Origin of the sequence: Leptolyngbya sp. NIES-2104, from assembly GCF_001485215.1 — a bacterium.
Lineage (GTDB): Bacteria > Cyanobacteriota > Cyanobacteriia > Leptolyngbyales > Leptolyngbyaceae > Leptolyngbya.
In genome coordinates this window covers 5,157,233-5,178,458 of the sequence record NZ_BBWW01000001.1, presented here as the reverse complement: position 1 = coordinate 5,178,458, position 21,226 = coordinate 5,157,233, and the positions used below count along the sequence as shown (strand labels likewise).

At 46.1% G+C, this 21,226-nt stretch carries 24 protein-coding genes; 12 read left to right on the top strand and 12 right to left on the bottom strand.

What is annotated here, in order from left to right:
• Positions 1 to 55: 55 nt before the first annotated feature.
• The 8 genes from NIES2104_RS24800 to NIES2104_RS24765 all read left to right on the top strand — a co-directional run bounded on the left by NIES2104_RS24800 (position 56) and on the right by NIES2104_RS24765 (position 9,221).
• Positions 56 to 1,453 carry a DUF2252 domain-containing protein gene (locus tag NIES2104_RS24800; RefSeq protein ID WP_059000896.1) on the top strand — a complete coding sequence of 466 codons (1,398 nt, stop codon included), beginning with the start codon at positions 56 to 58 and terminating at the stop codon, positions 1,451 to 1,453.
• A 138-nt stretch (positions 1,454 to 1,591) separates the two neighbouring features.
• The gene (locus NIES2104_RS24795) at positions 1,592 to 2,395 is read left to right on the top strand and encodes a glucose 1-dehydrogenase (RefSeq protein WP_059000895.1); all 804 of its coding nucleotides are present in this window, start codon (positions 1,592 to 1,594) and stop codon (positions 2,393 to 2,395) included.
• A gap of 172 nt (positions 2,396 to 2,567) precedes the next feature.
• Positions 2,568 to 2,837 carry a CTB family bacteriocin gene (locus tag NIES2104_RS24790; RefSeq protein WP_059000894.1) on the top strand — a complete coding sequence of 90 codons (270 nt, stop codon included), beginning with the start codon at positions 2,568 to 2,570 and terminating at the stop codon, positions 2,835 to 2,837.
• Positions 2,838 to 2,910: 73 nt separating this feature from the next.
• The gene (locus NIES2104_RS24785) at positions 2,911 to 4,194 is read left to right on the top strand and encodes an HlyD family efflux transporter periplasmic adaptor subunit (RefSeq protein WP_072218244.1); all 1,284 of its coding nucleotides are present in this window, start codon (positions 2,911 to 2,913) and stop codon (positions 4,192 to 4,194) included.
• Positions 4,195 to 4,199: 5 nt separating this feature from the next.
• Positions 4,200 to 6,359: a peptidase domain-containing ABC transporter gene (locus NIES2104_RS24780; RefSeq protein WP_059000892.1), complete on the top strand. Its 2,160-nt coding sequence runs from the start codon at positions 4,200 to 4,202 to the stop codon at positions 6,357 to 6,359.
• A gap of 11 nt (positions 6,360 to 6,370) precedes the next feature.
• The gene (locus NIES2104_RS24775; RefSeq protein ID WP_059000891.1) at positions 6,371 to 6,631 is read left to right on the top strand and encodes a hypothetical protein; all 261 of its coding nucleotides are present in this window, start codon (positions 6,371 to 6,373) and stop codon (positions 6,629 to 6,631) included.
• Positions 6,632 to 6,636: 5 nt separating this feature from the next.
• The gene (locus NIES2104_RS24770) at positions 6,637 to 7,569 is read left to right on the top strand and encodes a hypothetical protein (protein ID WP_059000890.1); all 933 of its coding nucleotides are present in this window, start codon (positions 6,637 to 6,639) and stop codon (positions 7,567 to 7,569) included.
• On the top strand, positions 7,569 to 9,221 hold the full coding sequence (locus NIES2104_RS24765) for a WD40 repeat domain-containing protein (RefSeq protein ID WP_059000889.1): 1,653 nt from the start codon (positions 7,569 to 7,571) through the stop codon (positions 9,219 to 9,221). Before NIES2104_RS24770 ends, NIES2104_RS24765 begins: the two co-directional genes overlap by 1 nt.
• A 39-nt stretch (positions 9,222 to 9,260) precedes the next feature.
• Here NIES2104_RS24765 and NIES2104_RS24760 read toward each other — a convergent pair whose 3' ends face one another.
• The 8 genes from NIES2104_RS24760 to NIES2104_RS24725 form a co-directional block, all read right to left on the bottom strand.
• The gene (locus tag NIES2104_RS24760) at positions 9,261 to 10,562 is read right to left on the bottom strand and encodes a hypothetical protein (protein ID WP_059000888.1); all 1,302 of its coding nucleotides are present in this window, start codon (positions 10,560 to 10,562) and stop codon (positions 9,261 to 9,263) included.
• 69 nt (positions 10,563 to 10,631) lie between these two features.
• Positions 10,632 to 12,038: a Rieske 2Fe-2S domain-containing protein gene (locus NIES2104_RS24755; protein WP_059000887.1), complete on the bottom strand. Its 1,407-nt coding sequence runs from the start codon at positions 12,036 to 12,038 to the stop codon at positions 10,632 to 10,634.
• 104 nt (positions 12,039 to 12,142) lie between these two features.
• Entirely contained in the window at positions 12,143 to 12,904 is a 762-nt protein-coding gene (locus tag NIES2104_RS24750; RefSeq protein ID WP_059000886.1) for an Rpn family recombination-promoting nuclease/putative transposase, read from the bottom strand.
• Positions 12,905 to 12,988: 84 nt separating this feature from the next.
• Complete coding sequence (locus tag NIES2104_RS24745) at positions 12,989 to 13,240, bottom strand: hypothetical protein (protein WP_059000885.1); 252 nt, start codon at positions 13,238 to 13,240, stop codon at positions 12,989 to 12,991.
• A gap of 87 nt (positions 13,241 to 13,327) precedes the next feature.
• Positions 13,328 to 13,699: a hypothetical protein gene (locus NIES2104_RS24740; protein ID WP_059000884.1), complete on the bottom strand. Its 372-nt coding sequence runs from the start codon at positions 13,697 to 13,699 to the stop codon at positions 13,328 to 13,330.
• Positions 13,700 to 13,739: 40 nt separating this feature from the next.
• Positions 13,740 to 14,804 (bottom strand): DUF4350 domain-containing protein, encoded by a 1,065-nt coding sequence (locus NIES2104_RS24735; RefSeq protein ID WP_063270215.1) that lies wholly within the window; start codon positions 14,802 to 14,804, stop codon positions 13,740 to 13,742.
• Complete coding sequence (locus tag NIES2104_RS24730; protein ID WP_059000882.1) at positions 14,804 to 15,415, bottom strand: DUF4129 domain-containing protein; 612 nt, start codon at positions 15,413 to 15,415, stop codon at positions 14,804 to 14,806. The genes NIES2104_RS24735 and NIES2104_RS24730 overlap by 1 nt, the downstream gene beginning before the upstream one ends.
• Before the next feature lie 6 nt (positions 15,416 to 15,421).
• Positions 15,422 to 16,039 (bottom strand): CPP1-like family protein, encoded by a 618-nt coding sequence (locus NIES2104_RS24725; RefSeq protein ID WP_059000881.1) that lies wholly within the window; start codon positions 16,037 to 16,039, stop codon positions 15,422 to 15,424.
• Positions 16,040 to 16,373: 334 nt separating this feature from the next.
• Here NIES2104_RS24725 and NIES2104_RS24720 point away from each other — a divergent pair, with 334 nt between their 5' ends.
• Complete coding sequence (locus tag NIES2104_RS24720) at positions 16,374 to 17,075, top strand: response regulator transcription factor (protein ID WP_059000880.1); 702 nt, start codon at positions 16,374 to 16,376, stop codon at positions 17,073 to 17,075.
• Between the two features lie 182 nt (positions 17,076 to 17,257).
• Here the strand turns inward: NIES2104_RS24720 and NIES2104_RS24715 are convergent, their stop codons facing one another.
• Positions 17,258 to 17,773, bottom strand: a complete 516-nt coding sequence (locus NIES2104_RS24715; protein ID WP_059000879.1) for a hypothetical protein — start codon at positions 17,771 to 17,773, stop codon at positions 17,258 to 17,260.
• 50 nt (positions 17,774 to 17,823) lie between these two features.
• Positions 17,824 to 18,741: a histone deacetylase gene (locus NIES2104_RS24710; protein WP_059000878.1), complete on the bottom strand. Its 918-nt coding sequence runs from the start codon at positions 18,739 to 18,741 to the stop codon at positions 17,824 to 17,826.
• A gap of 139 nt (positions 18,742 to 18,880) precedes the next feature.
• On the opposite strand from NIES2104_RS24710, the gene NIES2104_RS24705 reads away from it, so the two are divergent.
• Positions 18,881 to 19,201: a hypothetical protein gene (locus tag NIES2104_RS24705; RefSeq protein ID WP_059000877.1), complete on the top strand. Its 321-nt coding sequence runs from the start codon at positions 18,881 to 18,883 to the stop codon at positions 19,199 to 19,201.
• Here the strand turns inward: NIES2104_RS24705 and NIES2104_RS24700 are convergent, their stop codons facing one another.
• Positions 19,202 to 19,489 (bottom strand): DUF2103 domain-containing protein, encoded by a 288-nt coding sequence (locus tag NIES2104_RS24700; protein ID WP_059000876.1) that lies wholly within the window; start codon positions 19,487 to 19,489, stop codon positions 19,202 to 19,204.
• Positions 19,486 to 19,809 carry an ATP-dependent Clp protease adapter ClpS gene (gene clpS / locus NIES2104_RS24695; protein WP_339375214.1) on the bottom strand — a complete coding sequence of 108 codons (324 nt, stop codon included), beginning with the start codon at positions 19,807 to 19,809 and terminating at the stop codon, positions 19,486 to 19,488. Before clpS ends, NIES2104_RS24700 begins: the two co-directional genes overlap by 4 nt.
• Before the next feature lie 155 nt (positions 19,810 to 19,964).
• Between clpS and NIES2104_RS24690 the strand changes: the two genes are divergently transcribed.
• Positions 19,965 to 20,669, top strand: a complete 705-nt coding sequence (locus tag NIES2104_RS24690; protein ID WP_059000875.1) for a DUF4230 domain-containing protein — start codon at positions 19,965 to 19,967, stop codon at positions 20,667 to 20,669.
• A gap of 334 nt (positions 20,670 to 21,003) precedes the next feature.
• The gene (locus tag NIES2104_RS24685) at positions 21,004 to 21,183 is read left to right on the top strand and encodes a hypothetical protein (protein ID WP_059000874.1); all 180 of its coding nucleotides are present in this window, start codon (positions 21,004 to 21,006) and stop codon (positions 21,181 to 21,183) included.
• Positions 21,184 to 21,226: the final 43 nt, after the last annotated feature.

Below are 21,226 nucleotides of genomic sequence, written 5' to 3'. Positions count from 1 at the left end.
CATTCGCGATCGAAGGTTCTTTTATGTTGCAATTTGCTTTCGATTTGAATCCACTATGAAGACATTAAACAAAACAGTCCTTGATCCCAATCTATCGATCGACGATCGCGTCTCGGCTGGGAAAGCTCTGCGCCAAAAAGTCAAACGCCGCGATCTCGGAGTGTACAAGCCTGCTCAGAATCGTCCTGATCCGATTGATCTACTCAAGGCACAGACCCAAACTCGACTGCCTGACTTGATCCCGGTTTACTACGAGCGGATGCTTGCTTCGCCGTTTGCCTTTCTGCGGGGTTCAGCCGCCGTGATGATCCAGGATATTGCCAACGCACCCACTACAGATATCAGTGTTCAAGCTTGTGGCGATATGCACGTCTCGAATTTTGGAGTGTTTGCTTCTGCCGAACGGAATCTGGTGTTTGCGATCAATGATTTTGATGAAACCTGTCCGGGAGCGTGGGAATGGGATCTCAAGCGATTAGTCACAAGCGCGATCGCAGCAGGAAGACATCTCGACGGCGATCGTGAGCTTTGTGAATCAGCGGTTCGCTCGATCGTGCAATCTTACCGTCAACATCTCCACGAGTATGCTCAGATGAGCTATCTCGATTTGTGGTACGCCCAGATCGAAGAGACAGAACTCCTCAAAAAACTACCCGACGAACAGCACAAAAAAGCAGCCCGCATCCTGGAAAAAGCGCGTGAATGCACTCATTTACAAACCCTGGACAAACTCACAGAACTCGTGAATGACCAGCATCAGATCATTGAATCTCCACCGCTAGTTGTGCGAACTGAGACGCTGATTCAGGAGCAATCTATCAGAGGATCGCTCGAAGAATTGATTCAAGATTATCTGTCCTCGATCGGGAGTGAGCGGCGCTTTTTACTGTCTCGCTATCGCATTATTGATGTCGCTCGTAAAGTTGTGGGCGTGGGCAGTGTTGGAACTCGCTGCTGGATTATTTATCTCGAAGGCAGGGATCAAGGTGATCCCCTATTTCTACAAGTCAAAGAAGCACAGTCTTCGGTGCTGCTTCCTTATGCAGAGCGATTTCAGAAGGGACGAGAGTTAGGAAGTCATGAAGGTGAGCGCGTTGTGATTGGACAGCGGCTGATTCAGGGTGCGCCTGATATTTTTCTAGGCTGGGGCGACACTGGCGGAATTCACTACTATGTCCGGCAGTTGCGTGATATGAAAGGCAGTATCAAGCTCGAACCCGGCAAGTTTCGCCCAAAAAGTCTTTTAGACTATGGTGTGCTGTGCGGTTGGGCATTGGCGCTGGCACATGCAAAGTCGGGCGATGCAGCGATGCTGGCTGGTTATGTCGGGAACAGTGAGGCACTCGATGATGCGATGGTGACATTTGCTTTTGCGTATGCGGATCAGACTGAGCAAGATTACGATCGCTTAATTCAAGCAGCCAAGCAGGGACAGATTCCGGTAGAGATTTAGCTGTCGAATAGGTCTTCTGTTCGTGCTATCAGTTTCATAGATTTGTGTTCTACCTTAAGAGCGATATGGCTTTGTGATGTTTGCTGGTATCACAATCATTGTCTAAGCGCGATCACCCTAGCCCAGAGGACTGCACCGATGAAAGGATTAGCTGGAAAAACTGCATTGATCACTGGCGCAAGCTCCGGAATCGGACAAGCGATCGTATGGCGACTGGCTCAAGAAGGGTGTAATGTCGCAATCAACTATCGCAGTAAGCCTGAAGAAGCGAAACATACCGAAACGGTCGCGCTTTCTCAAGCAAACGAAGCGGGACACAGCATTAAAACCCTGCTCGTTCAAGGAGATGTTTCCAAAGAAGAAGATATTCTGCGGATTGTGAATTCGACGATCGAAACCTTTGGAAGCTTCGATATTTTGATTAACAATGCTGGAATTCAAGCGGATTTTCCATCGCATGAACTGCCGACTGAGAAGTTTGATCAAGTGATTGGGGTGAATTTGCGCGGCGCATTTCTGTGTGCACGAGAAACGCTAAAGCATTTTCTATCTCAACAGCGCTCTGGGGTGATTCTCAATGTTTCGAGTGTGCATGAGATCATTCCGCGCCCGAATTATCTTAGCTATTCGATGAGTAAAGGCGGCATGGGGAACTTAACGAAGACGCTAGCGTTAGAGTATGCCAATCGTGGAATTCGAGTCAATGCGATCGCACCTGGAGCGACCATCACCCCGATTAATGAAAGCTGGACGAGCGATCCAGAACAACGCGCCGTCGTTGAAAGCCATATTCCGATGGCAAGACCCGGATATGCGTCGGAGATGGCAGCGGCAGCAGCATTTTTGGCATCTGAGGAAGCTGCTTATATCACGGGACAAACTCTTTTCATTGATGGCGGTCTGACGCTCTATGCAGATTTCCGCGAAACTTGGTCGGCTTAGACTTTACTGCGGGATTTGAAATAGGCTTCGAGAGTACAAGCGATCGCACTATTCAAAAACTGAACAAAAACTGAGCATCGATCGACCTGGTGACTGAGCAACTCGATCGGACAGACTATGCACAGTTGGGAAAACAACCAACGCAATCACACAAACAACGAGGAACATTATTATGAACCGTGTTACTGTGCAGTCTGAATTGTTCGTCGATTTGTCGGATGAACAACAAGAAACCGTGTCGGGTGGCATCAGTCTGAAGGATTTAATCAACACAACTTTTAACTTCAACAATGAATCGCTTGGATTCAAAGCGGATGCAAAATCGGGTCCGAGTGGAAGTGAGGTTTCGCAAATCGTGACTGCTGAGAAAAGCGCGATCGACACGAGCGCTCTGAAAGACTTTCAACTGAACTTCGATCCGAAGGGCTTGATGGTCTACTAGGTTCGATCGATTGTTCGTCATGAAGATCCCTGAAGCTTCAGGGATCTTTCCTCAATCCACTCAGGAGCTTGACATGGAAGAACCGATTCAAGTTCCAACACTGAGTCAGAGCGAGTTTCTACCGCGTCTTAGTCCGTGGGCGATCGCGGGGGGCGGCGTGTTGCTGATGGTGTTTGGAGCGGCAGTTGTGTTGGCTACGGTGCTGAAATATAACGTGACGGTGAAAGCTCCCGGAACGGTGCGACCTGCGGGAGAATTGCGGCTGGTGCAATCTGCGATCGAGGGCACGATCAAAGAAATTGCTGTGAAAGAGAACCAAAAGGTGAAAGCAGGGGATATTGTGGCTCGGATGGATGATTCTCGCTTGATGACGACCAAAAGCCAGCTTGAAGGCGATTTACGACAAGGAAGATTGCAACTGAATCAAATTAATGCTCAGATTCAGTCGCTTGATAGTCAACTTGCAGCCGAATCGAATGTTACCGATCGCAGTATTCAAGCCGCAGAAGCACAATTGAGAAGTCAGCAGCGATTGTTTCAAGACCAGCAAACGACCGCACAATCGAATGTACAAGAAGCGAGAGCCTCATTGAATCTAGCTCAGGAAGAATTCAGGCGGTTTCGACAGTTAGCGGCATCGGGAGCCGTTGCAACGTTGACTTTGAAAGAGAAAGAAGCAGCGGTTCAAGTGGCTCAAGCAAAAGTCGATCGTGCAAGTTCTGCTTTGAATCCAACTGATGCGGAAATTGCGAGAGCACAAGAGCAAATTGCTCAAATTCAGGCGAAAGGAGCTTCGACGCTGGCAACATTACGCCAACAGCGAGAACAATTACTGCAAAATCGAATTGAGCTACAGCGACAACTCGATCGCACTGCAAAAGAAAGCCAGCAGATTGAACGCAGCTTTGACCAAAGTGTGGTTCGTGCGCCGATTGCAGGAACAGTGCTGCAATTGAATTTGAGAAATGCAGATCAGGTCGTGCGATCGGGAGAAGCGATCGCGTTTATTGCACCTGAAAATGCTCCGTTTGTTCTGAAAGCTCAAATCGCGGCACAGGACATCGACAAAGTGAAACTAGGGCAGTCGATTCAAATGCGGGTTTCAGCTTGTCCATTTCCCGATTATGGCACTTTGAACGGTGTGATCAAGACGGTAGCTCCCGATGCTCGACCTGCGGCTGAGAATGCACCTGCAACTTATGAGGTGACAATGGAACCTGCTCGATCGTTTGTCGGGAATGAACGGCGGCAGTGTCCGTTACAGGCGGGCATGGAAGGAAGTGTCGATGTGATTTCGCGCCAAGAAACGGTGGTGCAATTTTTGATGAGAAAGACGCGGCTCATTTCTAATCTTTGAAAACTATGGTTTCTGCATTAAGACAAGGATATGCTTGTGTCTCTCAACTGAGTGAAGAAGATTGTGGAGCCGCTTGCCTTGCATCGATTAGTAAGCATTACGGACGCGGATTGAGCATTGCTCGATGTCGAGAAGCGGTGGGCACCGGACAGCTTGGTACGACGTTGTTAGGACTCAGACGCGGATTTGAAGCATTGGGATTTAAAACGCGATCGGTGAAAGTGTCCGAGCAAATTCTCGATCGCTTAAATGAACTGCCGTTACCAGGTGTGATTCATTGGCAGGGATATCACTGGGTGGTGTTTTACGGCAAGCGCGGGCGAAAATTTGTGATTGCTGATCCGGCGTTGGGGTTGCGGTATGTCGATCGACAAGAACTGATGGCGGCTTGGAATGGCATTATGCTGCTTCTGGAGCCTGAGTGCGATCGTGTGGTGCAGGCTCAATCTGAGGAAAAAAGCGGGTTTAGTCGGTTTTTTGGGCGAATCTTGCCTTATCGATCGATGTTACTCGGTGCATTGCTAATCAACCTTGTCTTAGGGGTGCTTTCTTTAGCAAGTCCGTTCCTGATTCAAATTCTTACTGATGATGTTTTAGTCAGACAAGATTCGCAGCTTCTTACAGTAGTTGTGGTGAGTGTGATTGTTCTGAGCTTGTTTAGTGGCAGTTTACAACTCTTACAATCGACTCTGATTGCTCATTTTAGTCAACGATTACAGTTAGGCTTTGTACTAGAGTTCGGACAAAAGATCCTTCGACTGCCGCTGAGCTATTACGAAACTCGCCGCAGTGGTGAAATTATCAGCCGATTGCGCGATATCAATGAGATTAATCAATTGCTGTCTCAAGTAGTGGTAGCGTTACCGAGTCAGTTTTTTATTGCACTAATTTCGCTGGGTTTTATGTTGTTTTATAGCTGGAAGTTGACCAGCGCAGTGATAGTTATCGGATTCTTGATGACAGTTTCGGTTGTTCCTTTTCTGCCGACATTGCAAAAAGCAACTCGAAATCTGTTGGTTCTATCTTCTGAGAATCAAGGGGTGTTAGTTGAAACGTTTAAGGGTGCTTTAGTGATGAAATCGACGAACGCGGCTCCGCAATTCTGGGAAGAGTTGCAAAGTCGATTCGGGCGGTTAGCAAATCTGAGTTTTAGTACGACGCAGATTGGGATTGTGACGAGCACGTTTACTCAACAGGTGAGCCGGATTGGAAGTGTTTTACTGTTAGGCTTGGGTAGCTCTCTGGTGATTAATCAGGAACTGAGTATCGGTCAATTGTTAGCGTTTAATGGAATGCAGGGGAACGTTTTAGCATTCATGAGTGCAATTCTCGGATTGATTGATGAGTACTATCGATCGCAAACTGCAGTCAGTCGCGTTTCAGAAGTGATCGATGCGACTCCAGAAGTTCAAAGTCAGACTCAGAAACCGTTTGCTCAACTTTCAAGCGAGGCGGATATTGTTTGTCATCGATTAAATTTTCATCATGCAGGTCGCGTTGATTTGATGGAGAATTTTTCGCTGAGCTTGCCTGGAGGAAATGCGATCGCATTAATCGGCACTTCAGGCTGCGGAAAAAGCACCCTTGCAAAACTGATTGCAGGACTCTACGCACCGAATTCTGGCAACATTCGGATCGGTTACTACAACTTACAAGATCTTTCGCTCGATTGTTTGCGGCAACAAGTCGTGTATGTGCCTCAAGACGCTCATTTCTGGAGTCGATCGATTGTCGAAAACTTTCGGCTTGGAACGCCTTATATTTCATTTGAGCAAATTGTTAGAGCTTGTCAAATTGCTGGAGCAGATGATTTTATTAGCCATTTGCCGAATCAATATCAAACTGTTTTGGGTGAATTTGGGGCGAATCTTTCTGGAGGACAACGGCAACGACTCGCGATCGCTCGTGGCATCGTGACTGATCCGCCAGTGCTGATTTTAGATGAATCGACCGCAGGGCTTGATCCGGTGAGTGAAGCTCAAGTGCTCGATCGCTTACTCAAATCAAGATGCGGCAAAACCACCATCATGATTACTCATCGTCCGAGTGTGATTGATCGAGCCGATTGGGTTGTATTGCTCGATCGAGGTGAAGTCAAAATTCAGGGTTCTCCAACCGAACTGCGATCGCAATCCGGTGAGCATTTGAAGTTTTTATCGTATTAGGAATCAAAACAATGTCTGAGCCAATAGATGAACTTTCTACAGAGCAAGAAGAAATGGTAACGGGTGGATTTAGACGACAACCGGGATTCTTTTTTCAAGACACTGCGATCGAGACTTTTGGAGAAAACCAAACGAATCTCGAAACGGGAGCAGGAAACCAGTTCTCATCGTTATCGCGCACCGGATACCGATTTCGACAAACAACATTCGCATTTTTTGGCGATTTTAGTAGTTTATCTCGCTTGTTCAGTCTCTTTCGTCGCTTCTTTTAACCACTATGGCTGCTAAAACTTTCAACCTTCTGAGCATCGGTGAACGGGGTGTCGGTAAAACAGTTTTTCTCGCTGGAAGCTACACAGAATTACAAGGAGAACATTCAACTGAGCATCCGAAAGCGTCTTGGTTTGAATCTCAAGATCAAGAAGTGCGATCGAACATCGAGAAAATTCTGCTGCATGTTCAAAACACAGGGCTTTATCCACCTGCGACAATTAAGATTACGAACTTTAACTTTGCTCTAAAGCGTCAAAAAGTCTTCGGAGTCAAAACACAATGTAAGTTTCGCTGGTGGGATATTCCGGGCGAAGCGTGTCACATTCGGAATCCTGATTTTCAGGAGCTTGTCTTGAAATCTCATGGGTGCTGTGTGTTTATCAGCGCTCCTGCACTCCTGCACGATCGAGAATACGCCCAAACTTTAGTGGATTTATTTGATCAAGTCGTTGCGATCGCGTCGATCGTGCATCAACAGCGATTGAATTATGCGTTTGCGTTAGTTTTAACCAAGTGTGATTTACTCGAATCCGGAACGGTGACCCAACTGCAAATCGAGCAAAATCTACAGCCGTTAATCACTCGACTCGATGCCCTCAAAGCAAACTATCAGCGATTCTATTCCGCAATTCCGATCGTTTCGATGCAGGGAACTGCTGCTCTCAATGCACGAGGAGCCGCCGATCCGTTACTTTGGTTACTTGCACAGTTGAACAAGCACCATCACTTTCAGCCAAATCACAATCTGGCAACAGGTTTAGCGCAATCTGCACTGTCACAGCAAATGTTTCCATCGACTCTTCGTAGGTCAGTAGCGCTACTAGCGATCGCGAGTCTCAGTATTTTAGGGATCGCGATCGCGTTGTTATTTACGCTCGGATTGTTTACGATCGCTCCAGATCAAGTGCCCGTTAACGAACAAAAAATCCATCTCTAATGTTTCTTCTTTTAGGTCAACTGATCTATACAAGCTTTCCTAAAGTTGGATTTCAAGCGCTCAGTAGTGCTGCAATTCCGCCTGAAATTCTTCAGGCGTTCATTGATCAAATTGTTTACCAACATTGGGATGCTTACAATCCACCTGAAGCGAACTATCGCGCCGTTTACTTATCTCGAATTGCTGCGGATCAGACGTTGTTTGGTTGGCTCTACAATGATGGAGCCGATGATTTAGGGCGGAACCATGTGCCATATTTCATCTGTTACTACTATGCGGGAGAACTACAGCCAGAGTACTTGGATGTAGTTTTTACTTGTTTAGAAAAAGGGGCGGCAACCGTTGTCGATCGACAGACGCTTCCTGATCAATTAGAAAGTGTGATCATTCCAGATCATGAAACGTATCAACCTGCTCGAATGGGAGTTGCAATTCCTCAAGACCTTCGCGATCAAACTTGTCGATCGCTACAGCAAGAAAAATTATTCAAGCTCTTTGTATCAGGAACGTTCACAACTGCGCTCGATTCTTATCTCGAAGAACTTTCGCTAAAAGTGTTAGCGAGTACTTCAGGGGGTCGAAAAGCTGAGGTTAGCCCGTTACAGCCAGCAAACTATGAGCAAATTCTATTATCAAGAGCGAAAACACTCGCCCCTCAAACGAGATCGACTCCGATCAAACTTGAAATCTTAGTTAGCTTGATTGCTTTGATTAGCACGATCGCGGTCGGATTTTTGTTATTTCAAAACTTGTCTAAGTCGCCTGTACAGCCTGCGAATCAATCCACAGTTCGATCGAATTCTCTCACTTTAGCAAGAACGCTCAATTCTTCTCCTGCTTGGTCAGTTCTGCTAGACGGACAAACGGTGATTAGTGGCAGTGAAGACCGCACGATTAAAGTTTGGAACATCGAAACCGGAACCATTCTGAATACGCTTTCTGGTCATACAGACGTTGTTCGATCGCTTGCTCTCACTGCTGATCGAACACTGATTAGCGGAAGTGGCGATCGCACAATCAAACTTTGGAACTTACAAACGAATCAACTAATTCAAACGCTTGATCACGGTAGCCCAGTTTGGTCGATCGCGACCTACGGAGATCGGCTCTTCAGTGTGGGAGAAGATGGAACACTGAAGATATGGTCACTGTCATCCCAAACCGTTTTACAATCCATTCGCGCTCATGAAAATCGAATTTTCTCAGTCGTAATCAGTCCTGATGGAAAAACGATCGCGACCGCTGGACTCGATCGCACGATCAAACTTTGGAATGCTCAAACCGGAGAAGCGATCAGAACGCTCACAGGACATAACGATGCAGTTCGTGCTCTAGCTTTTAGTCCTGACGGACAATCTTTGATGAGTGCAAGCTGGGATCAAACAGTTAAACAATGGAATTGGCAAACGGGTGAATTAGTTCATACCTTTGAAGGACATACAGCACGAGTTGTTTCGATCGCAGTCAGCCCCGATGGTCAAAGATTGGTTAGTGGTAGCATTGATAACACCGTAAGGATGTGGTCGATTCAGGAGCGCAAATTGCTTCAGACATTGAACGATCACAAAGATTGGGTGTTATCGGTTGCAATCGATCGCGATCGCGTTGTGAGCGGAAGTAAAGATCAAACGATTCGTGTTTGGAAGCACTAACAGCGCAAATATCGTTAGTGCTTCCAAACGTGAGTTTCTCTAACTTGCAAGTCTCTCTCGTTGCCAGAGGATCTCTGCAACACGAGAAATTCCTGCTTTCAGATAGCGGCGGTAAGTACTAAACGGTAAATCTAAACATTCCGCTGCTTGTTCTTGGGTCGGTGCTGGATTGAGATAAGTTCGATGCAAGGTTCGATAAAGCTTCTCGTCACGGGGAGACATTTGCAAAAGTTCTGCGGCTTCTTTTAAGCGCGATCGCAACACTTCAATGCGAGTGTCTGGAGTTGATTTCTCAATGACTAAGCGCGATCGTAACAGGGGATTATGATGCAGCACATCAGGACGAACAAAGTGACGAAACGCATCCCAAACCGCTTGATTAAACTCTGATTGGTTCAATGTGAATGAGGGTTCTGAAACGGTACAATAGGTCTGAACTCGTTGATGAAAACGGTTCCATACATCATAGCTTCGCCAACGTAGATCGGAGATAATCGCTTCTCGTGCTACCGAATCGAGGACTAATCCGAATCGTTCAGATTGTATAAAAGAAAGTCCTCTCAACCATTCAAACAGTTCATGTACATCGGATTGCTGGAGTAGTTCGGACAAAAGGGTTTCTGTTGTTGAATTCGCGATCGCACAAGCTCCTAAAGCAAGTCGATGAGCCGAACTCGGAACTTCTTCTAAAAATGTCTCTAACAATATCTGCGTGACACTAAAACTTGCATCTGAAACTAATCCTTCATCTTGAATGTATAAATCTGCTGTCAATGACAGCGCTAAAGGATGCCCCTGAGTAAAATTAACAATCTCTGGTAACGGTGGAATTGATCGTTTTTTAAGATAAAGCTGACGGTCTTCGGGACTGAGATGCTGAAGCGCGATCGCATAAAATAACGCGTTCCAGCCTGGATCAGTTCGCCAAGCAGAACTCGGAGCAGTTCGACTGGCTAACACGATCAAAGTTTGATCAGGTAACTGCGACAAAAATTCTTCCCGCAGCCAAGTTTCGAGTGAAGTAAGTCGCTCATAACTATCAATGAATAAGACATGACGTGCAGAGCCAATCCCGCCCACTGCATTCAGAAAAGTTTGGGGGGATGACTCAAAGTTGCGCCCATCTAAGTAAGTTGTAGAAATGTTCAGACTGCGGCAAATCTGAGCAAATTGCCGAATTAACATTGTTTTGCCGATTCCGCCCATGCCTGATAGATACAGTACCGAAAATGGAAGAATCGGGGACGCGATCGCATCTCGAAACAGTTGACACTCAGATTCACGCCCCACAAAGTACTGATGTCTCACAGCATTGAGCCGCTCGACTAAACGCAAGGTCATACAATTACGCCTCCAAGTCAAATCGATCCGTCACCGTGTTTGAATTACGAGTGACTAGAGGCAGCGGATTCATCGCTGTCTTTTTTCGGGTAAGTTTCTGGCTGGAATGCGCTGCCCCTTGTAGAATTTGCGCTCTAGACTGTGCAGGACAAGCCAAGTAGAGCCTGAAATGATTGGCACGATCGCGGCGAGAATGGCGATCGGCAAAGATGACGGCTGAAGAACGATCGAGATCAATGGCAAAACCGCCCAAGTGAGCATTCCAATAATCGCGATCGCGAATTTTAGCTGTTGAATTCGAGCGAGCGCCGTTCGACAACTGGAACAATGAATCGTGTGAGAAGAATATCGATCGAGGAGTTGATCGATCGATTGCAACGGCGGCAATGCTTCACCCGAAAATGGGTCAGCTTCAAAATCATTGATCCACTTCCGCAAGCTCGAAACAAACGAATCTGCACGAGTTGGTAGGTAGAAAGCTTTTGCAAAGTTTGAACTGTCTCCTTTTGCTGCTAGGTATCGTTCCTGATAGTGCAAAAAGATTTGATCATCTTCTAAAACAGCATTGTTACCAATGTGCGAATACCATCGAGGTGTCAATTTGATAAAGAAGCTAGGTAGCTTTGAAGCGAACTTAAACGGAAATCGAGCAAACACACGACACTCACCTTTACGAATCGGTGTTGCATAAACAACTGTCATTGTTCTTCCGAACTGCTTTGAGGTCAAATCATGCCACATCAATCCAGGAGCAATAAACTTTGTATGTTGTGATCCTAATGTTCCTTTGCGTGGTCCTGCTTCCCAAAAGCCTGTAAAGCCTTGTTTCCCAGATTCTAAAACTTCTAACTCAACCGGAGAAGCATTCGATCGATTGCCCACTGATTGATGATGCGTGAATGGAACATGACTCGCATCAAGCACATTTTCTAACAGCGTCAACGCATCGTAAGGCAAATCGCGAAAGGTATTCAAACACACCCATTCATCAGGTGATTTTTCCATCGGTTCAATAATGGGAATCTTGACCTGCTCTGAATTTTGCTGACCTGGATAAACAAAAAGTAATCCTTGACGTTCTGCCGTGGCATAAGAGGCAACACAGGCGCGTTTAGATTCATTTGCAGAAAGTCCTTCGGGTTGTTGGGGAATACGATCGCAGTTTCCATTTCCTTCAAATGCCCAACCATGATACGGACATTCGAGCAGTCCATCCTCTGCGATTCTGCCTTCTGAGAGTGGCGCTAATCGATGCGGACACTGATCTTCAAACGCTCTCCAACGCTGCGCCTTCCCATCCCACCAAATGACCAAATCTTGCCCTAACAACGTAAATTTCGTGGGCTTCGTCTGATCTAAATCTTGAACATAGTGAACCGGATACCAAGCTTCTTTCCAATCAAACCGAGTCGGATCAGTTCCACCTGCGGGAAGTTCAGTTGCTTCAGTCGATTGAGGCTTTTGATTGATCAGCATGAGACAGCCCTTTGAAGTCACCTTTACATTTCTTAATTATAAGAAACTGTATCGACATTGGACTAGAAACAATCTGGAAGACGGTGCTTCATGCACATCATCTTTCACAAGTTCTGTGGAGTCTCATTCATTTGCTGTTGAAGTTGTTGAACTTCTCCGATCGATAATCCAGTTCCACGGGCGATGGCATCGATCGGAAATCCTTCTCGAAGCAGGTTAAGCGCAATTTCCTCTGCCTTTTCTTTCTGAATTGAGCGGTAAATCACAGATTCTTGCATAATGTCCCTCTGCACCAAACGATAAATTACATCTTGCTTCAATCTTAACCCGGCTAAAATCGCTGAGGCTGCCCTCAAATTCGCTTGTGTTGTGAAATCTTCAATCTGATCCACGAGCTGGGTCACTTGGCGTAACATCCCTTCTGGACTTTCGCTTTGTCCAAGCGTGGCAAAAGGCAAGAGTCCTGGATATTGCAGAAATAGCGAGGCGGATTCTTCCCAGAGCCGAATGACATCAAATTCATGTCGAGTTCGTCCCAGCACGTAACTTGTTTGATAGACCAGTTCAGAATTAGTCGGCTTGAGATAAATAACGACCTGCCGCATCGGCTTATCCTTAAAGCGTCGCTGTCCTCGAACCCGATAATCCAACATCCGAAACGGAATTTCCGGCTTGGGTTGCGTTTGAAATTCGAGATGAAGAATCGATTCATCTGACTGAAGCAGAATCATTGCATCAGCGCGAATCGGATCAAGCGAGAGTTCGGAAGGCTGAATTTCGGTCAGGGTGACAGACCTTCCCAGTAGCCAACTGGCGAAGTCAGCAGAAAAGTTTTCAGCCAGAAATCGGCAAGTATTATCGTACATGGAAACAGTAAAATTTTACGTCCTGCGATGTCTACTTCGTTTCAGTAGTTAGATTGCGATCGCGACAATCCTGGAATGCCCTGCTTAATCGTTAGCTTTGAATGCGTCATAGTCGTCGTAAATGCTCATTTGAGGGCTATCCCAATCCTCTACAAACGTTGATAAACTCGCACGTAGAGCTTCAGACTGCGCTCTGTCAATTCCACGAGACTGTAAATCGATATCATCTGCTCTCGCGAAGGTTACGATTACCGAAGTCCCTTCAGGCACATCACTAGGAGTTTCTTTAAGTTCAACGCGACCATCACGATAAACGCCCTCGACGCTGGTTAGCATTCTTACCTCGCAGAAATTAGTAAAAAATTAAGCTGTCTTCTACAATTGTATTTGTATACTGGGTAGACTGCTCAGGAGAAGTAGAATCTAGCTAAGTTGGCTTACATACACAATAAAGGCTAAGTTTAGTAACCCAACAATAATTGCACCAACGATCGTACCTTTCATTAGTGCAAATCGTTGCTCTCTTGCGAGGTACATCGTAAAAGGAATGATGTAGATAAGCTGAGCTATGCCAATAGCAAAGATAAAATAACCTATAAAGGGGAAATTTGTCTGTAGAAGTGAGTAGGGAATTTTATAGATTGCGATTACTCCGATCGCACATACATTAGCAGCAACAATAATCGGAATTGCAATACCAAGAAGAACTTCTTTTAATTCATTTAATTGAAACATACAATGCTTCTTGCTGGACTCCTCTAATTCCACAAAGTTGTATTTCAAATTGGTAGCCATGTTATCGATATACTCTATCAAAACAGCCCAAGTCGCACATTCAACTCGGAAGATGTTGCTTGATCTCTTTTACTTGAGCCAGCCACTTGAGTAGCTCTTGCTCATTCAATCGCTGTTTCTCTGGGAAAAGTTGCGCCAGTTCTGCGGCAGGTCTTTCAGTTTGCTGCACCCACGCATTGATCAATGCTTCTCGATCGAGCAATCTTCCCCCAATCCCTAGCGATCGCTGAATCTGCAACTGCTCTTCCCGCCCGATCGCATCAATCACAAACTCGCTCCGTCCCGCTTTGTACAACACACCCGCCAAAGCTTGCGTATAGGCTTCACTATCATTCACTCGTGAAGCTAGGAGCGGTTGCGGTTGTCCAAATCGTCGATTCTTCGCCCAGATGAGAATGATTGAAATCACGATCGCTTGCAGCAACAAAATAGCGATCGGTGTTCTAAGCAAGTAATCTACCCAAGTCTGTGTGCTTTCTTCTTTCGCGGTTTCATCTCGATAGCCATGCAGGTATTCATCGATCCAAATCTTTTTGCCAGCAGCTAACTGTGCGAGAAATGCGAAGTTTCCAGGCTCATCTTGGTAGGCGTTGGCAGCGAGAAATGGAGTCGCTGCGAAAATGATTCGACCTTTGCCTTGAGGTTCTTCCCAGACGATCGACCCAAAGCGATCGCCTAACACTCGTTTTATTCCTTTGTCAGCCTTGAGTCGTCTGGAAGTTTCGATTTTGACTAAACCGCGATCGCTCTTGTGCTGTGTAGAAAATCCCGATTGAGTCGCAGGTAAATTCGGTCTGCCTAAAATGATCCAGGTATTGCCGCGCTCGACCCATTCCAGTTCAAGCGATGCTGCACCTATTGGATCAACCTGAATCATCGTGTTACCTGTGCCGGAAATCTCATCAATAGACGGTTTGCGCCAGCGTTCGATCGGAGTTCCTTGCCGCTGCATGTAGGCGTACCAAGCCCCGTAACCGTCAGGAGCACGACTGAACGTAGAGCCGCTCGTAATTCGGTTGCTTCTCGGTGCGATAAACAGCGTCAGAACAATGATCACCGCTAGTGCAATCAGCCCGAATACCAAACGTCGATCGAGTTTCTTCATCACGCCATTTTCGCCATATCAACGGTCGCCCGTTCAATGTTGCCATACGCTTTCTGAACGCGATCGAACATTTCAGCCGAAATGGGCAAATTGCTGAAATACAACAGTTCGTGAATCTCAAGTAACATTTGATACGATTCGGATTGAGGCAGCAATTGAACGAGCCGCGAATATTCTCGATCGGTGCGGCTTTGATCGCCCGGAATCAATTTCGTTTCATTCAGCCGTTGCAGCATCGCCATGTAGAGCGCTCTCGATGCTTCTCGATAGTTTCCCTGCTGTTGAAATTCCTGAGCGGTTCTGACCCACTGCGCGATCGTGAGTTCTTTTTCGAGGGTGGCAGATCGATCGAGAAATTTCGCAATCTGCGCCTGATTTCGTCTGACATACGATCGCACTGCTAGATAAATCTGAAATCCTAACCACAGCACAAAGAGCACAATAATCGTCCAAAAGATGGCTTCTAGCCACCAGGATGACCAATTCGGCGGATCAGGAACATTCGGCGGCTGAATCTGTGGAAAGTTCAACTCAATCCACTCGCCCACCTGCCGAAAAAATTGTTGGAGTTGCCAGTTAAAATCGGTCTTCTGAAATTGCTCAGCCGCCATCAGGAATTACTTGGTAAAGCTACTGACCAACCATAAAACCAGAAAAGTCACTAAACTGATCAAAACTTCATTTGTCGGCAGCATCGAGAAAGAAGGAAGCAAGAACGTGTAGACCACTCCACCGATCGCGAATCCCAAGAGTAAGCCCGCCACTCCTAAAAGAATCGATCGACCTAATTTCCGTTCCTTGCGGTAGAGAAAATACAGAGTTGTCCCGGTTGCCAGTGCCATCGCAATTTGCAGCACTTGGTCAGTTGGGTAGAAATACACCAATGTACCCAACCCCGCCATTCCCACGGCTGGATATGCAATATCTTGAGCGCTGGGTTGATCGATCAAACTCTTCAGCCATTCATTCGATTTCGCAGTCGGGGCGGGAGTTTCTGCGGGTGTTGCCTGAACCAATTTTTCAGGAAAGCGAATGCGATCGGGGACTTTAATTTTTCCTTCTTGGCGCAAGCGCAACCGCTCCATCAAGACAGAATCATAAGCCGCCTCGACTTCCGAAATTTTTCGCTGGTCGCCTGCCAATTCTTCGATCAACCGGGTTCGTGCCGTCTGAATCTCTTCAAACGTCGCGCCTTCGGAAACGCCTAACTTTTCATACGGGCTTTGTGCGCTCATGGGCTTGTGACTCCACCTTCTCTACCAAGAGTAACCTAGCTGCGTGGGGGATTACAACTAGAGTGTAGACGATGTAACCCTGACTTGAGTGAGTTTTTGCGATCGAACTTTTTATGGATGCTCTCCGTGGAGATCGATCTAAAAGCCCACCTCGATTTTAGATTCGACCGTAAATTCGCGGAAACTTCATCAAACTAGGCTATTCTATTCAAAACCTGAGGCATACTATTGCTGATGACAAGTTTTGACTGTGTAAGACAGAAATAGGGGTTTTCCCTGTTCGTTCTCAATCTTTTGTTTCTTCTCAATTTACTCTAAGCGCAAGGTTATGGTCATGGCTCCAGCCAAGATACTCGTCGTGGATGATGATCCAGCAATCCGGAATCTCGTTCATCGCTTCCTTACCAAGCAAAGTTATCAGATGGAATCGGCGGAAGATGGCAAATCCGCGATGCAGGTGTTTGAACAGTTCAATCCAGATCTGGTGATTCTAGATGTGAACTTGCCGGATGCGAATGGCTATTCACTGTGTCAAGAGATGCAGAGCCGGACGAATGTGTTTGTGTTGATGTTGACAAGCCGCACAGATGAGGCGGATAAGGTTCGTGGGTTCGCTCAAGGCGCGGATGACTACATCACGAAGCCGTTTAGCTTGGTGGAACTGGGCGGACGAGTTGGAGCAATTCTCAAACGTCAACGAATCGTGACAACAGCAGAGCAGCAGTGTCTCGCGTTTGGTGGGTTGATGATTGATCCGGTTCGTCGCGAAGTCAAGCTGAATGAGGATATCGTGCCGTTGACGGCGTTGGAGTTCGATTTGCTGCATTTCTTAGCGGCGCATCCGGGTCGAGTTTGGCGACGGGCTGAACTGATTCAGGAAGTTTGGGATTACGAATATGTGGGCGATCAGCGGGTCGTGGATGTTCACATCGGTCAGATTCGGAAAAAAATCGAGATTGATACGAGCCAGCCTGCTCTGATTCAAACGGTTCGAGGGGTCGGCTATAAGTTTGAATCACCAGCAGTTGTGAGTTAAATAAACTGGGGTTGGAAATGACCCCGGTTTTGTTTTAATTGATAACTGATGCTGATTTTTTAGTTTAATCACACCTAAAAGATAAGAATGGTGAGCGTCAAGAGAATTAGCAATAACTGAAAATTAGGAAACGAAAAAGCGCCCTATTTTTGAGCGCTTTACCAAAATAATTGCAAGTTTGATTAATCCACTCGCTCTTTTGGAAACTTTGGATCGCTTCGACTTACGAACGCTTGTTTCATTACAGCTTCGGGATTCTTTAGTTCGACTTCTCCCGTATGAAACTGAATTCGGATTAATTTTTCTCCGTCTTTGATTTCATCGCCCAGCAATGTTGCAAACGACTTTTCGCATTTGTCCGTGAGATACAGTTTCATTCCGCCATTTAGCAACCCTTTGGCAGGAATGCAATCAGGCTTAGATTCGGCGGTAGGGGAAGGTGGAACGGAGCGAACAACTTCAGGAGCGGGGGGAGCTACCATACTCGCAATAAGCAGAATCAAGAAGATCGCAATGGCTCGAAAAAGCGCGGAATATGCGAATCGCTCAACCATTCGACCAAATGGAGGGGAAAGAATCAGTGCGATCAACACGAGCATCAGCCCGCTACCGATATTTGGAGTGAATAGGATTGAAATACCTGCAATAGCAAGGGACGCGGCGACGAACCAACTGCAAAATCTTAGAAATCGCTTCATTTGTCTGACCTAGAAACACTTCTAGATTGCCCATAGATAAAACTAAGTAACTACAATCTGTACTGTTGAAAGACTTCACTCGCTGCCCGATGCACGATCGAATGTCGATAAACGAGCGCGTCCATATCCTCGGCATACCCGCCCCCAATCACACAAGCCACTGGATACCCTTGCGAAATACAAGTCGTTAACACCTGCATTTCCCGTCGATACAACCCGGAATCGGTCAGTGCAAGCTTGCCTAATCGATCGCCTAAATGCGGATCAACTCCCGCATCGTACAGCACTAAATCTGGCTTGATTTCAGAAAGTAAATCAGGAAGATACTGCGCCAAAGTTTGTAAGTATTCATCGTCTTCCATACCTTCAGGTAAAGGCACATCTAAATCACTTTGTTGCTTTGTTCCTGGAAAATTTATGTCACAGTGCATCGAGAAAGTGAACACAGTTGGATCAGATTGAAAAATTAGCGCAGTGCCATCGCCTTGATGCACATCGAGATCGACGATGAGAATCTTTTCGACTAATCCTAATTTTTGGAGAACGCGAGACGCGATCGCTAAATCGTTAAAAATACAAAATCCCGATCCATAGCTCGGAAACGCATGATGGGTTCCGCCTGCGGTGTTACACGCCAACCCCGATTTCAAGGCAAGCTGAGCGGTGAGAATTGTGCCTCCAACGGCGGTACAAGTTCGATTGACAAGCTCAGGACTCCACGGTAAACCGATGCGGCGTTGTGCTTTTGGATCGAGCGTTCCAGAACAGTAAGCATTCACATAATCGGGCGTGTGAACGAGTTCGATCCAAGCTTGGGAGGGTAGATCGGGAATGTGAAATTGATCGAGGTCGGCAATGCGATCGCTTAAAAGTAACTCGTAAAGTTTCTTAAATTTCTCCATCGGAAAGCGATGATCCGGTGGCAGGGGTACAACGTAATTAGGGTGGTAAACAAAGGGCAAATTCATGCAAAAAATCGGCTGATTTCTGTCTGTAGTTTTGTTAAAAAAATCGCTCAAATATTGCTGTTTGTAAGACTTTCTGGAGGTTGGTGCGTTTCATCCTTTAGACTGATTCGTGACTTAAAGCTGTCTTATACCCGCAATCATGGCTCATTCTAATTGGCACGACTATCTGAACCTTGCTTCGTTTTTTGCCAGCGTCTTCGGACTCTATGTTGTGTTGCACCAAAAACAAGCAAAAACTGAAGATTCTGAGATTGCTGATGAAGTTTTGTTTTCGATGGCGTTTGCCTACTGGATTGTACATTGTGTTGCGATTGGAGCACAGAAGTGGATTTCTCCCGACTGGACAACTTTTATGCTGAGCCTCAAATGGACAGCAGTGATTTCGTATTTACTGACTTTCTCCTGTGCGTTGAGCCTGCCGCTTCACCGGATTGCTTCGACTCAGCAGCAAGCAGAATAATCATTTCAAACATTGAGCGATCGCGCTTTCAAGCTGCTCCTGTTCGAGCGTCGTGAGAATGAAAACCTCTTGAACAGATTTACCTTGACGAGCGATCGCTTTAAACCCGCCCCGAATCGGCACAGAAATTTTTAATTTAAATTGAGGAGAATGAGAGCGGACTGATCCGATCACTGCCGGAGTCACAGTCTGAATTCCCTCGATTTGAACGAGCTTCTCAAGGATTGAAATCAGACCCGGAATATAGGTTGAATGCGTGAGAACGAGCCGCCCTCGATCGTTTTTCATGCTTTCTCCAAGGGAGCCATCGTTAAGCCCTCGATACTTAGCTGTTGATGATAGAGTTCGGCTTGTTCGAGCGGACCTGTCCAAACGATCGCTTGTCCTTCAAAGTGCACTTGATTGGTGAGCTTCCAAGCGCGATCGCTCGTCATTTTTGGAATGTACTGCATCAAGCATTTCGCGACGTGCTCGAAGGTGTTGAAATCGTCATCGAGCACGATCACTTTATAGTTTGGATACGTTTGGCGAGTCGTCTGATTGGTTTTCTCAGGAGTCGTAACGCTTCCCGCCATCATTGAAATGGAATTCTTAAAAACACTCGTCATAGCGCGTCACAGGGGCTGGAATTCACAAAATTTCCTATCAAATTCTAATTCAGTCTTCACCAAGTCGCTCGATTTTCAAACCGTAATCTTGTACTACACTCGAATTACGGAGTTTTCTGCTTAAATAAAAGGCTGTTGCGGCGTTGGGTCAAACCATGCGAAGAAAAAACCGCCAGAAACCGGGAGTCGGTAGCGTGTTTAAGAATATTAGTTTGATGTTGACCGGAAGTGGATTGCTCTTAGGAGCGGTTCTGGTTGTAGGATTTTTGCGATCGGGAGATCGATTCTTTGACCAATTGCGCGGGCTAATTGATGCGAAACCGCCAGAACCCAAAGTCGAAACGAGATCGGTCGTGATTCAGCAAGTCCGTCAAGCCAGCGAACTCACAACGGCTGTATTTACAATGGAAGCAGTTGTGCCAGCTCAGCAGGATGCCGCGATCGGGGGTGTGGTAATTGGAACAACGAAGCTTTTATACATTGCACGCGGAGAAGTCCGAGCAGGGGTGGATTTGAGCGCTCTGACACCGGACAGCGTACAAGTAACAGGCGAAACTGTTCGATTACGATTACCTGCCCCGAAAATTTTAGATAAAAAGATTGATGTCGCTCGATCGAGCGTGTACGACTACAATCGCGGTCCACTGGGTTTAGGTCCTGATGTCGCCCCGAATTTGCAGAAATTAGCGCAGGAAGAAGCACTGAAGAAAATTCAGCTTGCGGCTTGTTCGGATGGAATTTTAGAGAAAGCCAACGATCGAGCAAAATTAGCGGTGTCTTCCTTAATTCGCATTTCTGGCATCAAAGAGGTGATTGTAGAGCCTCAACCTGTTACTTCACAGCAATGTTCAGCTTCTTAAGTTGAATTGAAAAGCAAATTCTCTAACTTTTCTTAACAAAATTATCTTCAACAAACTCGATTTTTAATTCGCGATCGATTAGCGACCTAGATCAGCAATTAAACCGGGGATCACACTGTAGATAGGTGATCCCCCATTTTGTGAACTTTAAAATAAACATGAACTTTGAGTGCAGTAAGCATTTTTACTGTTCATAATAGAAATCAATTCAATTCTGTAATTTGTGAATCAACCGTTGATTTGGTAGCGATAAATACAAATTACCAATCGAATTGTATCTGTTCAAAGCTCTAAATTTTATTTGGATTTAGCGATCGTATTGAGGAAATATAAAATGCAGGTGATTCAAGCCGTTCGGTGTCCAAACTGTGGCAATCATGCCGAACGATTTCATATTCAGCCGGATCAATTAACCCGGACACAATGCGGCGATTGTGATTATTTAATGATCACTTGCTCGAAAACAGGCAGAGTGATCGAGGCGTATGCCCCTGGCATTTACGCTCGTCGATAATTCGATTTTTTGTGAATAGAATTTCTGGTTTTACTGGGATTTC

What these genes read in the sequence shown, in the direction of transcription:
- NIES2104_RS24775 (WP_059000891.1), top strand. Translation starts at nt 6,371, where the DNA reads ATGTCTGAGCCAATAGATGAACTTTCTACAGAGCAAGAAGAAATGGTA.
- NIES2104_RS24735 (WP_063270215.1), bottom strand. Translation starts at nt 14,804, where the DNA reads ATGAAGAAACTCGATCGACGTTTGGTATTCGGGCTGATTGCACTAGCG.
- NIES2104_RS24705 (WP_059000877.1), top strand. Translation starts at nt 18,881, where the DNA reads ATGGCTCATTCTAATTGGCACGACTATCTGAACCTTGCTTCGTTTTTT.
- NIES2104_RS24685 (WP_059000874.1), top strand. Translation starts at nt 21,004, where the DNA reads ATGCAGGTGATTCAAGCCGTTCGGTGTCCAAACTGTGGCAATCATGCC.
- NIES2104_RS24795 (WP_059000895.1), top strand. Translation starts at nt 1,592, where the DNA reads ATGAAAGGATTAGCTGGAAAAACTGCATTGATCACTGGCGCAAGCTCC.
- NIES2104_RS24755 (WP_059000887.1), bottom strand. Translation starts at nt 12,038, where the DNA reads ATGCTGATCAATCAAAAGCCTCAATCGACTGAAGCAACTGAACTTCCC.
- NIES2104_RS24800 (WP_059000896.1), top strand. Translation starts at nt 56, where the DNA reads ATGAAGACATTAAACAAAACAGTCCTTGATCCCAATCTATCGATCGAC.
- NIES2104_RS24700 (WP_059000876.1), bottom strand. Translation starts at nt 19,489, where the DNA reads ATGAAAAACGATCGAGGGCGGCTCGTTCTCACGCATTCAACCTATATT.
- NIES2104_RS24770 (WP_059000890.1), top strand. Translation starts at nt 6,637, where the DNA reads ATGGCTGCTAAAACTTTCAACCTTCTGAGCATCGGTGAACGGGGTGTC.
- clpS (WP_339375214.1), bottom strand. Translation starts at nt 19,809, where the DNA reads ATGACGAGTGTTTTTAAGAATTCCATTTCAATGATGGCGGGAAGCGTT.
- NIES2104_RS24710 (WP_059000878.1), bottom strand. Translation starts at nt 18,741, where the DNA reads ATGAATTTGCCCTTTGTTTACCACCCTAATTACGTTGTACCCCTGCCA.
- NIES2104_RS24730 (WP_059000882.1), bottom strand. Translation starts at nt 15,415, where the DNA reads ATGGCGGCTGAGCAATTTCAGAAGACCGATTTTAACTGGCAACTCCAA.
- NIES2104_RS24720 (WP_059000880.1), top strand. Translation starts at nt 16,374, where the DNA reads ATGGCTCCAGCCAAGATACTCGTCGTGGATGATGATCCAGCAATCCGG.
- NIES2104_RS24690 (WP_059000875.1), top strand. Translation starts at nt 19,965, where the DNA reads ATGCGAAGAAAAAACCGCCAGAAACCGGGAGTCGGTAGCGTGTTTAAG.
- NIES2104_RS24760 (WP_059000888.1), bottom strand. Translation starts at nt 10,562, where the DNA reads ATGACCTTGCGTTTAGTCGAGCGGCTCAATGCTGTGAGACATCAGTAC.
- NIES2104_RS24780 (WP_059000892.1), top strand. Translation starts at nt 4,200, where the DNA reads ATGGTTTCTGCATTAAGACAAGGATATGCTTGTGTCTCTCAACTGAGT.
- NIES2104_RS24750 (WP_059000886.1), bottom strand. Translation starts at nt 12,904, where the DNA reads ATGTACGATAATACTTGCCGATTTCTGGCTGAAAACTTTTCTGCTGAC.
- NIES2104_RS24740 (WP_059000884.1), bottom strand. Translation starts at nt 13,699, where the DNA reads ATGGCTACCAATTTGAAATACAACTTTGTGGAATTAGAGGAGTCCAGC.
- NIES2104_RS24785 (WP_072218244.1), top strand. Translation starts at nt 2,911, where the DNA reads ATGGAAGAACCGATTCAAGTTCCAACACTGAGTCAGAGCGAGTTTCTA.
- NIES2104_RS24765 (WP_059000889.1), top strand. Translation starts at nt 7,569, where the DNA reads ATGTTTCTTCTTTTAGGTCAACTGATCTATACAAGCTTTCCTAAAGTT.
- NIES2104_RS24790 (WP_059000894.1), top strand. Translation starts at nt 2,568, where the DNA reads ATGAACCGTGTTACTGTGCAGTCTGAATTGTTCGTCGATTTGTCGGAT.
- NIES2104_RS24745 (WP_059000885.1), bottom strand. Translation starts at nt 13,240, where the DNA reads ATGCTAACCAGCGTCGAGGGCGTTTATCGTGATGGTCGCGTTGAACTT.
- NIES2104_RS24725 (WP_059000881.1), bottom strand. Translation starts at nt 16,039, where the DNA reads ATGAGCGCACAAAGCCCGTATGAAAAGTTAGGCGTTTCCGAAGGCGCG.
- NIES2104_RS24715 (WP_059000879.1), bottom strand. Translation starts at nt 17,773, where the DNA reads ATGAAGCGATTTCTAAGATTTTGCAGTTGGTTCGTCGCCGCGTCCCTT.